Origin of the sequence: Rhizobium sp. BK512, assembly GCF_014194915.1 — a bacterium.
In the GTDB taxonomy this organism is placed as follows: Bacteria; Pseudomonadota; Alphaproteobacteria; order Rhizobiales; family Rhizobiaceae; genus Rhizobium.
The window spans coordinates 316270-329104 of the sequence record NZ_JACIAS010000006.1 but is presented as its reverse complement, the minus strand read 5'-3'; the positions used below and the strand labels follow the sequence as shown (position 1 = coordinate 329104).

General features: G+C 60.2%; 18 protein-coding genes. 5 read left to right on the top strand and 13 right to left on the bottom strand.

What is annotated here, in order from left to right:
• Positions 1 to 60: 60 nt before the first annotated feature.
• Positions 61 to 369, top strand: coding sequence for a Dabb family protein (locus tag FHX06_RS22195; protein WP_112542971.1), 309 nt, complete (start codon positions 61 to 63; stop codon positions 367 to 369).
• Positions 370 to 379: 10 nt separating this feature from the next.
• On the opposite strand, the gene FHX06_RS22190 is transcribed toward FHX06_RS22195, so the two are convergent.
• The 6 genes from FHX06_RS22190 to FHX06_RS22170 all read right to left on the bottom strand — a co-directional run bounded on the left by FHX06_RS22190 (position 380) and on the right by FHX06_RS22170 (position 4583).
• Complete coding sequence (locus tag FHX06_RS22190; protein ID WP_183880880.1) at positions 380 to 1279, bottom strand: metal ABC transporter solute-binding protein, Zn/Mn family; 900 nt, start codon at positions 1277 to 1279, stop codon at positions 380 to 382.
• Positions 1280 to 1294: 15 nt separating this feature from the next.
• Positions 1295 to 2167 (bottom strand): metal ABC transporter permease, encoded by an 873-nt coding sequence (locus FHX06_RS22185; RefSeq protein ID WP_112542969.1) that lies wholly within the window; start codon positions 2165 to 2167, stop codon positions 1295 to 1297.
• Positions 2164 to 2904: a metal ABC transporter ATP-binding protein gene (locus tag FHX06_RS22180; protein WP_113015005.1), complete on the bottom strand. Its 741-nt coding sequence runs from the start codon at positions 2902 to 2904 to the stop codon at positions 2164 to 2166. Before FHX06_RS22180 ends, FHX06_RS22185 begins: the two co-directional genes overlap by 4 nt.
• On the bottom strand, positions 2901 to 3032 hold the full coding sequence (locus FHX06_RS36065) for a hypothetical protein (protein ID WP_281413426.1): 132 nt from the start codon (positions 3030 to 3032) through the stop codon (positions 2901 to 2903). Before FHX06_RS36065 ends, FHX06_RS22180 begins: the two co-directional genes overlap by 4 nt.
• A 156-nt stretch (positions 3033 to 3188) precedes the next feature.
• Complete coding sequence (locus FHX06_RS22175) at positions 3189 to 3674, bottom strand: peroxiredoxin (protein WP_183880878.1); 486 nt, start codon at positions 3672 to 3674, stop codon at positions 3189 to 3191.
• A gap of 69 nt (positions 3675 to 3743) precedes the next feature.
• Complete coding sequence (locus FHX06_RS22170) at positions 3744 to 4583, bottom strand: protein-disulfide reductase DsbD domain-containing protein (protein WP_183880876.1); 840 nt, start codon at positions 4581 to 4583, stop codon at positions 3744 to 3746.
• Between the two features lie 141 nt (positions 4584 to 4724).
• On the opposite strand from FHX06_RS22170, the gene FHX06_RS22165 reads away from it, so the two are divergent.
• The 3 genes from FHX06_RS22165 (at position 4725) to FHX06_RS22155 (ending at position 6778) form a co-directional block, all read left to right on the top strand.
• Complete coding sequence (locus tag FHX06_RS22165; protein WP_112542965.1) at positions 4725 to 5330, top strand: YqgE/AlgH family protein; 606 nt, start codon at positions 4725 to 4727, stop codon at positions 5328 to 5330.
• 94 nt (positions 5331 to 5424) lie between these two features.
• A complete protein-coding gene (locus tag FHX06_RS22160; RefSeq protein WP_112542964.1) occupies positions 5425 to 5616 on the top strand; it encodes a CsbD family protein in 192 nt (63 codons plus the stop codon).
• An 85-nt stretch (positions 5617 to 5701) separates the two neighbouring features.
• Positions 5702 to 6778: a putative zinc-binding metallopeptidase gene (locus FHX06_RS22155; RefSeq protein ID WP_112971060.1), complete on the top strand. Its 1077-nt coding sequence runs from the start codon at positions 5702 to 5704 to the stop codon at positions 6776 to 6778.
• On the opposite strand, the gene rnhA is transcribed toward FHX06_RS22155, so the two are convergent.
• From rnhA to FHX06_RS22130, 5 genes are all read right to left on the bottom strand, one after another.
• Complete coding sequence (rnhA, locus tag FHX06_RS22150; RefSeq protein ID WP_183880874.1) at positions 6779 to 7231, bottom strand: ribonuclease HI; 453 nt, start codon at positions 7229 to 7231, stop codon at positions 6779 to 6781.
• Positions 7228 to 8193: a homoserine kinase gene (locus tag FHX06_RS22145; RefSeq protein WP_113116277.1), complete on the bottom strand. Its 966-nt coding sequence runs from the start codon at positions 8191 to 8193 to the stop codon at positions 7228 to 7230. The genes rnhA and FHX06_RS22145 overlap by 4 nt, the downstream gene beginning before the upstream one ends.
• A 65-nt stretch (positions 8194 to 8258) precedes the next feature.
• Positions 8259 to 9263, bottom strand: coding sequence for a 4-hydroxy-3-methylbut-2-enyl diphosphate reductase (gene ispH, locus FHX06_RS22140; RefSeq protein ID WP_113015009.1), 1005 nt, complete (start codon positions 9261 to 9263; stop codon positions 8259 to 8261).
• A gap of 61 nt (positions 9264 to 9324) precedes the next feature.
• A complete protein-coding gene (locus FHX06_RS22135) occupies positions 9325 to 10077 on the bottom strand; it encodes an SURF1 family protein (protein ID WP_183880872.1) in 753 nt (250 codons plus the stop codon).
• Entirely contained in the window at positions 10070 to 10450 is a 381-nt protein-coding gene (locus tag FHX06_RS22130) for a DUF983 domain-containing protein (RefSeq protein ID WP_112543126.1), read from the bottom strand. Before FHX06_RS22130 ends, FHX06_RS22135 begins: the two co-directional genes overlap by 8 nt.
• A 125-nt stretch (positions 10451 to 10575) precedes the next feature.
• Between FHX06_RS22130 and FHX06_RS22125 the strand changes: the two genes are divergently transcribed.
• Entirely contained in the window at positions 10576 to 11217 is a 642-nt protein-coding gene (locus FHX06_RS22125) for a chloramphenicol phosphotransferase CPT family protein (protein WP_183880870.1), read from the top strand.
• Positions 11218 to 11293: 76 nt separating this feature from the next.
• On the opposite strand, the gene FHX06_RS22120 is transcribed toward FHX06_RS22125, so the two are convergent.
• Both FHX06_RS22120 and FHX06_RS22115 read right to left on the bottom strand, forming a co-directional pair.
• Complete coding sequence (locus FHX06_RS22120) at positions 11294 to 12172, bottom strand: cytochrome c oxidase subunit 3 (RefSeq protein ID WP_112542957.1); 879 nt, start codon at positions 12170 to 12172, stop codon at positions 11294 to 11296.
• Between the two features lie 57 nt (positions 12173 to 12229).
• Positions 12230 to 12835 (bottom strand): cytochrome c oxidase assembly protein, encoded by a 606-nt coding sequence (locus tag FHX06_RS22115; RefSeq protein ID WP_112542956.1) that lies wholly within the window; start codon positions 12833 to 12835, stop codon positions 12230 to 12232.

Here is a 12835-nt window from a genome sequence, read left to right as displayed (position 1 = left end):
CGCCTTGCCCTCCCGGCCATGACAGTTATTCTGCCCGAAAACACAACCGGGAGGCCCCTTATGATCCTGCATTGCGTATTCATGCGGCTGAAGAGCGCCATGACACCAGATGACAAGCAGGCGCTGTTCGACGCCATCGTGGCGCTGAAGCAGGTAATTCCAGGCATTCTGGATATCAAATACGGGCCGAATGTCTCACCCGAGGGGCTGCATGGCGGCTTCGTCGACGGATTTGCCGTGACCTTCGAGAGCCCGGAGGCCCGGGATACCTATCTCGTGCATCCCGAGCATGTGGCCGTCGGCGAGCGTATCGTCACGTCAACGGATGGAGGCCTGGCCGGCCTCCTCGTCTTCGATCTGGTTCTCTAATATTCCTTGATCAGCTCGATTTCGCCATCGCGGCGGAGAGCTGGTCAACATTGTAGCGGAACATCTTCTCGTAGGTCGGCGCCGGGCCTTTGGTGTCCGACAGCGATTCGACGTAAAGCTCACCGCCCGGTTTGGCTCCGGTGGCGGTGGCAACCTGTTTGACGAGCCGCGGATCGTTCGAGTTTTCGAAGAAGTAAGTCTTCACGCGTTCCTGCTTGATCTGCTCGATCAGCTTGGCGACGTCAGCGGCAGACGCTTCACTTTCAGTCGAAAGTCCAAGCGGCGCCAGGAAGCTGACATTATATTCCCGGCCGAAGTAACCGAAAGCATCGTGGCTGGTCAGCACCTTGCGGCTGTTATCGGCGATCTTGTCGAACTTGGAATGGGCATAGGCATCCAGTTCGTCGAGCTTCTTCGTGTACTTTTCAGCATTGGCCTTGAAGGCTGCCGCATCGGCCGGATCGGCAGCGGACAGCGTCTTTTCGATGTTCGCGACCCAGATCTTCACGTTCACGGGGCTGTTCCAGACATGCGGATCGGTGACAGTCTTTCCGTCCTCTTCCATGGTGCGGGTGTTGATGCCCTCGGAGACCGTGATGGGTTTGCCCTTGTAGCCGGAGGCGGTGATGAGGCGATCCATCCAGCCTTCCAGCCCCTCGCCACTGACGAAGGTGAGCTTTGCGGCGTTCAGCGCTTTGGCATCGGCTGGCGACGGCTCGAATTCATGGGGATCGCCGTTCGGGCCGACGAGGCTCGTGACCTTGACATGATCGCCGCCGACCTGGCGGACGACATCGGCAAGCACGGTGAAGGAAGCGACGACCTTCAGCGTTTCGGCCGAAGCCGGCACGGCCGAAAGCACCATCAGCACGGGCAAGGCGGCGGAGAGAAGCAGTCTGCGGGATAACATTGATGGCTCCTGTGATCAGCCCTTCAGATGCGGGCGGGGGAAGAAACGTCGGGCAAGGCCCGACGGTGCGAAGAAGATGGAGAGCCCGTAAAACAGCGCCGCCGTCATGATGATCGTTGGGCCGGAGGCAAGCTCGAGGTGATAGGACGCGATGAGGCCGAGATAGCCGGAAGCTGCGGCGCTGACCGCTGCTGTCATCATCATGGCCGGCAGACTGCGCGACCAGAGCTGGGCGATCGCCGCCGGCAGCATCATCAAGCCAACGGCCATCAACGTGCCGAGCGCCTGGAAGCTCGCGACAAGGTTCAGCACCACCAGGAGCAGGAAGAGAAAATGATAGACCGGGCCTCGCCCGGCGACGGCACGCAGGAAACCCGGATCGAAACATTCCGCGACCAGAGGTCGGTAGATGACCGCTAGTGCCAGCAAGGTAACCGATGTGATGGTGCCGATCTGCGTCAGTGCCGGTGCATCGATGGCAAGGATCGTGCCGAACAGCACATGCAGCAGATCGATGTTGGAGCCTCGCAGCGAGACGATAAGCACGCCGAGGGCCAGCGAGGCGAGATAGAAGCTCGCAAAGCTCGCGTCTTCCTGAAGCACGGTCATGCGACTGACGACGCCGGACAGCAGTGCGACAGAAAGGCCGGCGACAAGCCCGCCAATGCCCATTGCAGTCAGCGACAGCGAGCCGGCAACGAGATAGCCGATCGCCGCCCCCGGAAGCACTGCATGGCTCATGGCGTCTCCCATCAGGCTCATGCGTCGCAGCATCAGGAAGACGCCGATGGGACCGGAGCCGAGACCAAGGCAGAGGCAGGCGACGAGCGCGCGGCGCATGAAGCCATAATCGGCAAAGGGAGCGAAGAAGATATCGTAGGCCGTCATGCCGCCGGCTCGCAGGCTTCGGCATCCTCGTCCCAACGTTCGGCCATGGCGCGAGCCTCAAGCAGATTGGCTGACGACATGACCTCCTGCGTCATCCCCCAGCCGATCAGCCGGCGGGCCAGCAGCAGGGTTTCCGGGAAATGCGCCCTCACCTGCTCGAAATCGTGGAGCACGGCGATCACTGTCCGGCCGTCGCCGTGCCAGCGGGCGATGATATCGAGCAGGTCCCTGGTCGTGCGGGCGTCGATGGCGGTGAAGGGTTCATCGAGCAGGATGACACGGGCATCCTGCAACAGCAGGCGGGCAAAGAGCACGCGCTGGAACTGGCCAGCCGAGAGCGAGCCGATGTGGCGCGCCTCGAAGCCTTCCAGCCCGACGATGCCGAGCGCGGCGCGGGCGCGCATACCGTCCTGTTTCGCAACGCTGCGGAAAGCACCAGCCGAGCGCCAGCTTCCGAGCAGCACCGTATCCAGAACGGAGATCGGAAAGCGCCTGTTGATGTCTGCTGCCTGTGGAAGATAACCGAAATCGGCGCGCTGCAGCCGGTGCTCCACTCGCCCCTCAGCCGGGCGCAGTTCCCCCATGATCGCTTTCAGCAGCGTGGATTTCCCCGCCCCGTTCGGCCCGGCGATTGCCGTCAGGCTCCCCGGCTGGAACGTGCCGGAGAGGTGATGGACCGCCGGGTGGCGATCATAGGAAACGGTCAGATTGTGGAGGCGGATGACCGGCGCGCTCATGGCAGCAGGATCGCCCAATGGATCGCAAGCCACAGGAGCGCAACGATAATGACTGCGCCGCCGGCACGCAGCAGCGCCGATTGTCCGAGCAGGCTGCTGATGGCGAAACGTTGGGGGGCGGTCGGCATTGGTCATTCCCTATATGTAATAACATTACAGTTATGTTATAACGATTGCGGCAAGAATGAGGCAAAGACGACCGGCGCCATATCGACGCCTGTTTCAACGACAAATAAAAAAGGCGCCCGAAGGCGCCTTTCACATAAGCATCAATGGGTTCCGGCTCAGAGCTGCTCGAGCATCGCCGCGGCACCGGAAACCGTCGCCTGCCCGGGCGATTCCTCGACATTGAGCGACCTCACGACACCGTTCTCGACCAGCATCGAATAGCGCTTGGAGCGCACGCCGAGGCCGCCTCCGGAAAGATCGGCATCGAGGCCGACCGCCTTGGTGAAGCCGGCATCCCAATCGGCGAGGAAGTGGATCTTGCCAAGGCCGCCCGAGGACTGCGCCCAGGCGCCCATGACATGCCAGTCGTTGACGGCAAGGACGGCAATATCGTCGACGCCCTTGGCGAGAATGGCATCGCGGTTTTCCAGATAGCCCGGCAGATGGTTCAGCGAACAGGTAGGCGTGAAGGCACCCGGCACGGCGAAGAGCACGACGCGCTTGCCGGCGAACAGTTGCTCGGTGGTGGTTTCGACCGGGCCGTCGGTGGTTTTTTCCTTGAAGGTGGCGGCAGGAAGCTTGTCGCCGATCGCGATGGTCATGGATTTTCTCCTCGGTTCAGGCTGGCCGCGGCAAGGCCGCAGGGGATGGGCAGGGACTATAAGATGCGGTCAATCAAAGGCAAGCGTGGTTTCCATGGCGCGCGTGCCGTCAATGACGAGCACACCCCACTCCTTGCCCCTTATGTCGTAATTCTTCGGCAGCTTCCCGATCGTAATATCGGTGGAGTAGGCCTTGCCGCTGCGGCCGATATTCGTCTGCTTCGTAAAGGCATAGCCGCTGGGACCGGTCGCGACGATATCGGGAGTACCGCCTCCCGCCTCCGGCAGTGTGATCTTCAACGAGAGCTGTTTGAGGTCGCTCGATACGGCGTGTGCCACGACCTTAAAATCGGCAGTCGGGGCTTCGGGAAGACGGGCGGCAGCGTCGCGAAGGATCATCTCCTCCTGCGGGCGCGATTGGGCAACAGCTTCGAATTTCAGTAAAAGCTGCGCTTGGAAAGGAATGCAAATATCCTTGCAGATGCCGATGAACGCAGTGGCGTCTATTGCGACCGGCCCTGCCTTCGAAGCCGTCAGCGATAGTGGCAGGGTTACCGGTGCATCATAGCCGATGTCCTCGACCTTGCCGCGGGAGATATATTTCGGGACGGGATAGGAAATTGCGTCAAGCGTTACGCCGCTTTGCGGTACGATGGTGATCTGCGGGGGGATACCGTTATTGCCCGGCTCGCGCCAATAGGTAATCCAGCCAGGCTTCGGCTCGATCTGGAGGCCGGCCGTTATATGGCCATCAGCGTCCGGCGGCAGAGCCACGAGACGCATCCGGCCGCCCTCATTCTCCGCCCAGTTGCTCATTTCCGCATGCGCCGCACGCAACAATCCAAGCATGGATGAAGCCGAAACGACTGCAATTAACAAGGGCCGCACAAGTAATGAAATAACTCTCATGGAACAAGGGTTTACCGAAACTCGCCAATTGCCGCTAGAAGTCCCGCCCATTTAAATCTTCATTTTCAGTTGATTGATTTGTGACATTGCCCCATGTTTCTCTTGTCGGAGCCTTAGTGCAGTCTGGCGGCAGGAGGAACCATGTCCCTTTCAACGCTGAAGAACAGACGGGAACGCGGATTTTTCGATGGTCAGTTCCTGATCGCCATGCCCGGCATGGAAGATCGAAACTTCGCACGCACGGTGATTTATATATGCGCCCACTCGGATGCGGGCGCCATGGGCTTCGTCATCAATCGCCCGCAGAGCCTCACCTTCACCGATGTGCTGCTGCATCTCGATATGATCAAGCAGGAAGATTCCATCGTGCTGCCGAAAGATGCCCGGGAATTTCCGATCCAGACCGGCGGGCCGGTCGAGAGCGGTCGCGGTTTCGTGCTGCATTCCGACGATTATATCAGCGACTCCTCCATTCCCGTCAGCGACGATATCTGCCTGACGGCGACGCTCGATATCGTGCGCGCCATCTCCAAGGGTGGCGGCCCGAAGCGGGCCACCATGCTGCTTGGCTACTCCTCCTGGGGTGCGGGCCAGCTCGAAAACGAAGTGGCCGCGAACGGCTGGCTCAATTGCGCGGCCAATGAGGAGCTGATCTTCGATCGCTGCCTCGATGACAAGTATGAGCGGGCGCTTGCCAGCATGGGTATTACACCGGCCATGCTTTCGGCCGAAGCCGGCCACGCCTGAGACTGCACCATTCCGGAACGAAATTCTTCCATTGGCGTTTCCAATCGGCAAGCGCGGGCACCCCGTCCGCGACTATCCGAGAGGAGACATCGAAATGGGTAGCACTGGCGATAAGATTTCCGGCAAGGTCAACGAGATGGCCGGAAAGGCAAAGAAGACAGCCGGCAAGGCCACCGGCGACCGTGAAATGCAGGCCAAGGGCGGCATGCAGGAAGCCAAGGGCAAGGCCCAGGTCGCAAGCGGCAAGGTGAAGGACAAGCTTAAGGGCGCTGTCGACCGTCTCTGACCTTCGGTTTCATGCCCAATTCAATGCCTGTCGCACCCATGTGCGGCGGGCATTTTCCGTCATATCCTACCTGTAGGGGGCTGCCATGAGGTTGTTTACCTGCGACAATTGCGATCAGGTCATTCATTTCGACAACAGGCTGTGCGTGCGCTGCAACCATCGCCTGGGCTTTTTCGCCAGCGATCTTTCCATGCATGCGCTGGAATCACGCGACGAGGTGAACTGGCAGCTCGTCTCCGATCCGAACCGGCTCGTGCGGTTTTGCGCCAATGCGGGTCTCGACATCTGCAACTGGCTGGTCGATGACGGCAATGATTTCTGCATTGCCTGCCGACATAACCGACTTGTGCCGAATACCGACACGCAGGAAGGTATCGATCGCTGGCGGCGCATCAGCCAGGCACAACGCCACCTCTTCTACTCGTTGTTGCGTTGGAAGCTGCCGCATCCCGACCGGCAGGAAGATCCGCAAGGCGGCCTCGTTTTCGACTTCCTCGAAGACGCCGTCCAGAACGACGGCAATATCGTGCCGGCGATGACCGGGCACGAGGAAGGATTGATCGCCATCCGTGCGGCCGAAGCAGATGACCTGACGCGCGAGCAGGCGCGCGCGGCAATGGATGAACCCTATCGCACCCTGCTTGGACATTTCCGTCACGAGACCGGGCACTTCATCTGGGACAAGCTGGTGCGTGACCGCAACGGCTTAGACGCATTCCGCGCCGTCTTTGGCGACGAAAGGCAGGATTACGCAGCAGCCCTTCAGGAGCGCTACGCCAATGGGCCGGCACCCGGCTGGCAGGAAAGTTTTATCAGCGCCTACGCCTCCGTCCATCCCTGGGAGGATTTTGCGGAATGCTTCGCGCATTACCTGCACATCGTCGATACGCTGGAAACGGCCCGCAGTTTCGGTATAGCGATCGACCCGCGCGGACATGAAGAGATCGCAGCGGAGGTGGATTTCAATCCCTACCGGGCGCAGAGCGCCGAGCAGCTCGTCAGCGCCTGGGTGCCGCTCAGCCTGGCGATCAACGCCATCCAGCGCAGCATGGGACAAGCCGATTCCTATCCCTTCGTGCTGTCGCAGCCGGTCGTAGCGAAGCTGGAATATATGCACGAGCTGATCCAGGCTGCCGCGAACGAGCAGCGACAGGCGGCCTGATCAGCCTGCCTTTTTGCTCTTCTTGAAAGGTTCCATACCCTTGCGGGCGAGCTCATCGGCGCGCTCGTTCTCGGGGTGGCCGGCATGGCCCTTGACCCAATGGAGCGTGACCTTGTGCCTGTTGCGGGCTTGCTCCAGCGCCTGCCAGAGCTCGGCATTTTTCACCGGCTTATTGTCGGAGGTCTTCCAGCCGTTTTTCTTCCAGCCGAAGATCCACTTAGAAATGCCGTCCTTCACATAGGCGCTGTCGGTGTAGAGATCGACCTCGCAAGTCTCCTTCAGTGCGCTGAGCGCGGAGATGGCAGCCATGAGTTCCATACGATTGTTGGTGGTTTCAGCCTCACCACCGGAGAGTTCCTTCTCCACATCGCCGTAACGCAACACAGCGCCCCAGCCGCCTGGGCCTGGATTGCCGGAACATGCGCCATCGGTGAAAATATCGATGTGCTTCATAGGCTCAACCCGTATTCCGCAGGCGACGAAATCTGGCGATGAAAGCGCAGCTTGCGCAGATATTCCAGCGGATCCTTCTTGGTGACCATTGCGCCTTCGGGCGTCGTCAGCCAATCGTAGAGACGGGTCAGAAAGAAGCGCAACGCCGAACCGCGAGAGAGGACCGGGAGAGCCTTGATTTCTGCCTCGCTCAGAGGGCGCACGCTCTGATAACCCTCCAGCATCTGCGTACCCTTGGTGATGTTATAGGCGCCGTCCTTCTCGAAGCACCAGGCATTGAGGCAGATGGAGACGTCATAGGCCAGCAGATCATTGCAAGCGAAATAGAAATCGATGAGGCCCGACAACTCATCGCCGAGGAAGAAGACGTTGTCGGGGAAAAGATCGGCGTGGATCACACCGGCCGGCAGATCCTTCGGCCAATAGGCGCGCAGGAAATTGAGATCGCTGCGGATTTCATTCTGCAGGCCAAACTCCACCTCGTCGGCGCGCTCCTCCGACTTGTCCCAGAGCATCTGCCAGCCATCAAGCGACAGCGCATTCGGCCGTGTCAGTACAAAACCTTCACCAGCGACATGCATCTGCGCCAGCGCCTTGCCGACCTCGCGGCAGTGTTTTGCCTCCGGCTTCCTCAGCCACATGCCTTCAAGGAAGGAAATGAGCGCGGCCGGACGGCCCGACAGCGTGCCGAGCAACGCGCCATCCTTGCGCGGCAATGGCAGCGGACAAGACAGGCCGCCTGCCGACAGATGCTGCATCAAGCCGAGGAAGAAAGGCAGATCGTTCTTTTCCACCCGCTTTTCATAGAGCGTCAGGATGAGCGGCGCCTTCGACGTATGGAGCAGGAAGTTGGAATTCTCGACGCCCTCGGCGATGCCCTTGTAGGAGAGCAGCTGGCCAGCATCATATTCAGTGAGAAACCATTTCAGCTCGTCTTCGGCGATATCGGTATAAACTGCCAAGGTGGGTCTCTCACTGTCGAGGCGATGTTGTCAGATGGGTGCGGCGGAGGAGAACTCCCCTCGCCTTATTCCCCGTTCACGAATGCCATGTCAGCCGTCGTCAGCTCAAGGCTGCGCAGTTCGCGGTTGACGAGGAAGTGCTCGTTTTCCTGAACCGTTTCGGCAAGCTCGACACGGGCGTCGAAGCGAGTGCGGAATGCCTCGATGATCTCATTGACGATCACTTCCGGGGCGGAAGCGCCGGCGGAGAGGCCGAGAGTGGCAATCGGACCGATCTCATCCCAGTCGAGCTCGGAAGCACGCTGCACGAGAATTGACTTCTTCGCCCCCGCCCGCAGCGCCACTTCGACGAGCCGCTTGGAATTGGAAGAATTCGGAGCGCCGACGATGATGAAGAGATCGCAGCCGGGAGCGGCTTCCTTGACCACTTCCTGGCGGTTGGTCGTGGCATAGCAGATGGAATCGGCAGCCGGCGCGTGCAGCTTGGGAAAGCGCTCTTCCAGACGCTTGATGACGCCGGCGGTATCGTCGACCGAGAGCGTCGTCTGCGTCACGTAGCCGAGATTATCGGGATCACCGGGCTCGTAGGCATCCACATCCTCGACCGTTTCGATGAGCGAGACGGTCCCTTCGGGCAGCTGGCCCATGGTGCCGATCACTTCCGGGTGGCCGGCGTGGCCGATCAGGATGACGTGGCGGCCGAGGCGATTGTGGCGCATTGCCTGCTTGTGAACCTTGGAGACCAGCGGACAGGTGGCGTCGAGATAGAAGAGGTTGCGGGCATTCGCATCCTCGGGCACGGATTTCGGCACACCATGGGCGGAGAAGACGACCGGCTGGGCACGGTGTTCGGCCGGGATCTCGTCAAGCTCCTCGACGAAAACCGCGCCTTTTGCTTCCAGCCCTTCAACGACATACCGGTTATGCACGATCTCATGGCGGACATAGACAGGTGCGCCATAGGCCTTCAACGCCAGTACGACGATCTGGATTGCGCGGTCGACGCCGGCGCAGAAGCCTCGCGGACCACAAAGCCTGATCGTCAAAGGAGGTTTAGCCGCAATATTCATAACATACCCAGTTTGAGCTTCAGGGACCTCTAACCCAATATGGGGCGGAATTGAAGCGATACTATTGCGCAGCACCCTTGCGGGGGCGGAACCAAGAGATGGCGACGACGACGGCGAGAACCACCGCCAGCCCATACCAGGTGAAGGCATATTGCAGATGGTCGTTCGGCAGATCGACCTGCGTGACGCCGCCGATCGGAAAACCCGCAGGGTTGGGCGTGGAATCGGCATCGACGAAGAACGGTATGACGCTGGCCTTGTCGAGATCGACGCTGGAGGCCATCACATCGAGATCCTTCCAGTAGAAGATGTTTTTCGCCACGTCATTGTCCGGCACCAGCGAGGACGGTTTTCCCGGAAGCTTGGCGCGCGCAAGGCCGGTCACCGTCTGCTGATCGGTCAGCTGGCCCTGCATGCGCATTTCCGGCTCCTTGTTCTCGTAGGGAACGAAGCCTCTGTTGACGAAAAGATAGCGCCCGTCCTCAAGCTGCAGCGGCGTGTAGATGTAATAGCCAGTCTGGCCGCGCCAGGTAGCGAAGAAGTGGCGCTCCTTGTTGTTGATATAGCGGCCGGTGACAGTGACCGTGCGGTATTCGATATCGCCGCCCTGAGACGCCATGGACTCGATATCGGCAAGCGGAACCGGGGCTGCGACACGACGCTCGGCAATATCGGCGAGCAGGCCTTCTTTCCAGTGCAGGCGCTCCACCTGCCAGGTGCCGAGCGAGATAAGGATGGCGAGCGCGATGAGAACGGCGATGCCGGTAAAGATCGGCAGCTTGCGGCGCGGAGCCGGGCTCTGGATGTCAGTCACTCAGGCGTCCCTCTCGGGCATTGTGACGATATTGCATGGCGATGAGTATGCCCTTGCACCAACGCAGTGCGAGCAGAGACAGAATGATCGTCAGCGGGCCGAAGAGCAGGATATGCACCCAGATCGGCGGCGCATAATTGACCTGCAGCCAGAGCACCGAGCCGATGATAATGAAACCAACGATGAGAATGACGAAGACGGCCGGGCCATCGCCTGCATCGGCGAAAGAATAATCGAGCCCGCAGGCGGCGCAACGCGGCTTCAGACCGAGAACGCCGTCAAAAAGCTGGCCATGGCCACAGCGCGGGCAGCATCCCCTGATGCCGGTCTTGACCGGATCGACCGGGGGAAATTGCGCGTTGTCTTCATTCATGACCATCTCCATGCAAACGGCTTTTCGCCCTCTGCCATAACTCTCCCATAAAGTATTCGCATCCCGAATGGAAATACCTGCGCGTTTTCGCCTCAGTGATTCGCGCCAACAGAAGAAGAAGACTGATGACCAACGACAGCCATGCCGGACAGATCATTATCCTGAACGGTGCGCCGCGAAGCGGCAAATCCAGCATTGCGCGCGCAATCCAGGAAGAATTCGAGGGGCCGTGGATCAACCTCGGCGTCGACAGCTATAATGCCATGACGCCGGAGCGCTACCTGCCCGGTATCGGATTGAGGCCCGGCGGCGAACGGCCGGACCTCGAAGAACTCGTGCCGTTCCTCTACGCGGCGCTCTACGAATCGATCGCCATCCATGCCGGCTTGGGCCTCAACGTCGTCGCCGATCTCGGCCACCACGACAGCTATTCTCAGCCACTCGGCATTCTCAGCGATTGCGCCAGGCGGCTCGACGGCCTTTCCGTACTGTTCGTCGGCGTCAAATGTCCGATCGAAACGATCATGCAGCGGCGCGCGGTCAATCAGGACGGGCGCGAGACCCTCTACCTGCGTGCCACCGAGGAGACGCCTGTGCCAGAGCCGGTGCAGCGCTGGCAGGACGAGGTGCATCGCCCAGGTCTCTACGACATGGAGGTCGATACATCCGTGCTGACTGCGCTCGAATGCGCCGAGGCGATCCGCCATCAGCTGGATCTTGGTATTCCCGAGCCTTCGGCCTTTGAGAGGCTGGCCGGCCAGCGATAAATCAGAGAGCCACGTTGCGGCAAAGAAAAAGGCGGGGCCGAAGGCACCCGCCTTTTTGATTTCTATCCGACCTCGATCAGCCTGCCGCGACCGGAGCGCCCCAGCCGCCCCAGACGTAGATGCAGAAGAACAGGAACAGCCAGACGACGTCAACGAAGTGCCAGTACCAGGCTGCCGCCTCGAAGCCGAAGTGCTGCTTCGGCGTGAAATCACCGCGCAACGCCCTGATGAGGCAGACCAGCAGGAAGATCGTGCCGACCAGAACGTGGAAGCCGTGGAAACCCGTGGCCATGAAGAAGGTCGCGCCGTAGATCGAGTTGCGGAACTCGAACGGAGCATGAGCATATTCATAGGCCTGGACGGAGGAGAAGAGAACGCCGAGCAGGACCGTCAGCGTCAGCCCCTGGATAAGGCCCTTGCGGTCGTTGTGCAGCAGAGCGTGGTGAGCCCAGGTTACCGTCGTGCCCGAGAGCAGCAGGATGACGGTGTTGTAGATCGGCAGGTGCCAGGGATCGAGAACCTCGATGCCCTTTGGCGGCCAGACGCCGCCGGTATAGGCGAGCCGCGAAGCCTGGATGGCTTCATGCGGAAAGAGGCTGGCGTCGAAATAGGCCCAGAACCAGGCAACGAAGAACATCACTTCCGAAGCGATGAACATGATCATGCCATAGCGCAGGTGCAGCGACACGACGCGGGTATGGGCGCCCTCGTGGGCTTCCTTCACGGTGTCGGACCACCAGCCGTACATGACGTAGAAAACGAGAGCGAGGCCGATGAAGAAGAGCCACGGATGGGCCCACTCGATGCCGAGAACATGCAGCGAACCGCCGTTCAGGTAGCGCATATAGCCGACGCCGCCGAAGGCCATCAGGAATGCGCCGAGCGAGGCCAGTATCGGCCACGGGCTCGGAGCTATGATGTGGTAGTCGTGATTCTTCTGATGAGCATCGGCCATGTCAGATCCCCGGTGTCTTCCTTCTCCGCTTCCGGCACTGCCGGAAACACTCCTCAATCAAAGTTTCTTTTCAGCCTGTCCCGCACTACCCTCATTCGAAGCCACCGGCTTCGGACCCTCTTTGGGATAGAACGTGTATGACAGCGTGACCGTGTGAATGCTTTTCGATTCAGCGGCCTTGGTAATTTCCGGATCGATGTAGAACACGACCGGCATTTCAAGCTTTTCGCCCGGCTTCAGGTCCGTTTCATTAAAGCAGAAACATTGCACCTTGTTGAAATACGCGCCCGCTTCGCCTGGCGTGACGTTGAAGATCGCCTGGCCGCGCTGGGTTTCGTTGGACCGGTTCTCGGCGATGAAGTTGACCTGGATGGTCTCGCCGATCTTCGGATTGACCTCGCGCTCGACCGGCTTGAATTCCCATTGCAGGCCGGGAGCGACGTTCGCATCGAAAGTGACGCGCATCGTGCGGTCGAGGATGACGCTCGAAACCTGGTCCACGCGCTGTGTCGTGCCGTTGTAGCCGGTTACCTGGCAGAAGAGCCGATAGAGCGGGACGGCAGCGTAGCTCGCAGCGCCCATGCCGACGACGAAGCTCAGGCACATGAAGACGACGGCAGCATTGTTGCGCGGCTTCTTCGGTGCGTTGACGGCGTCGCTCAT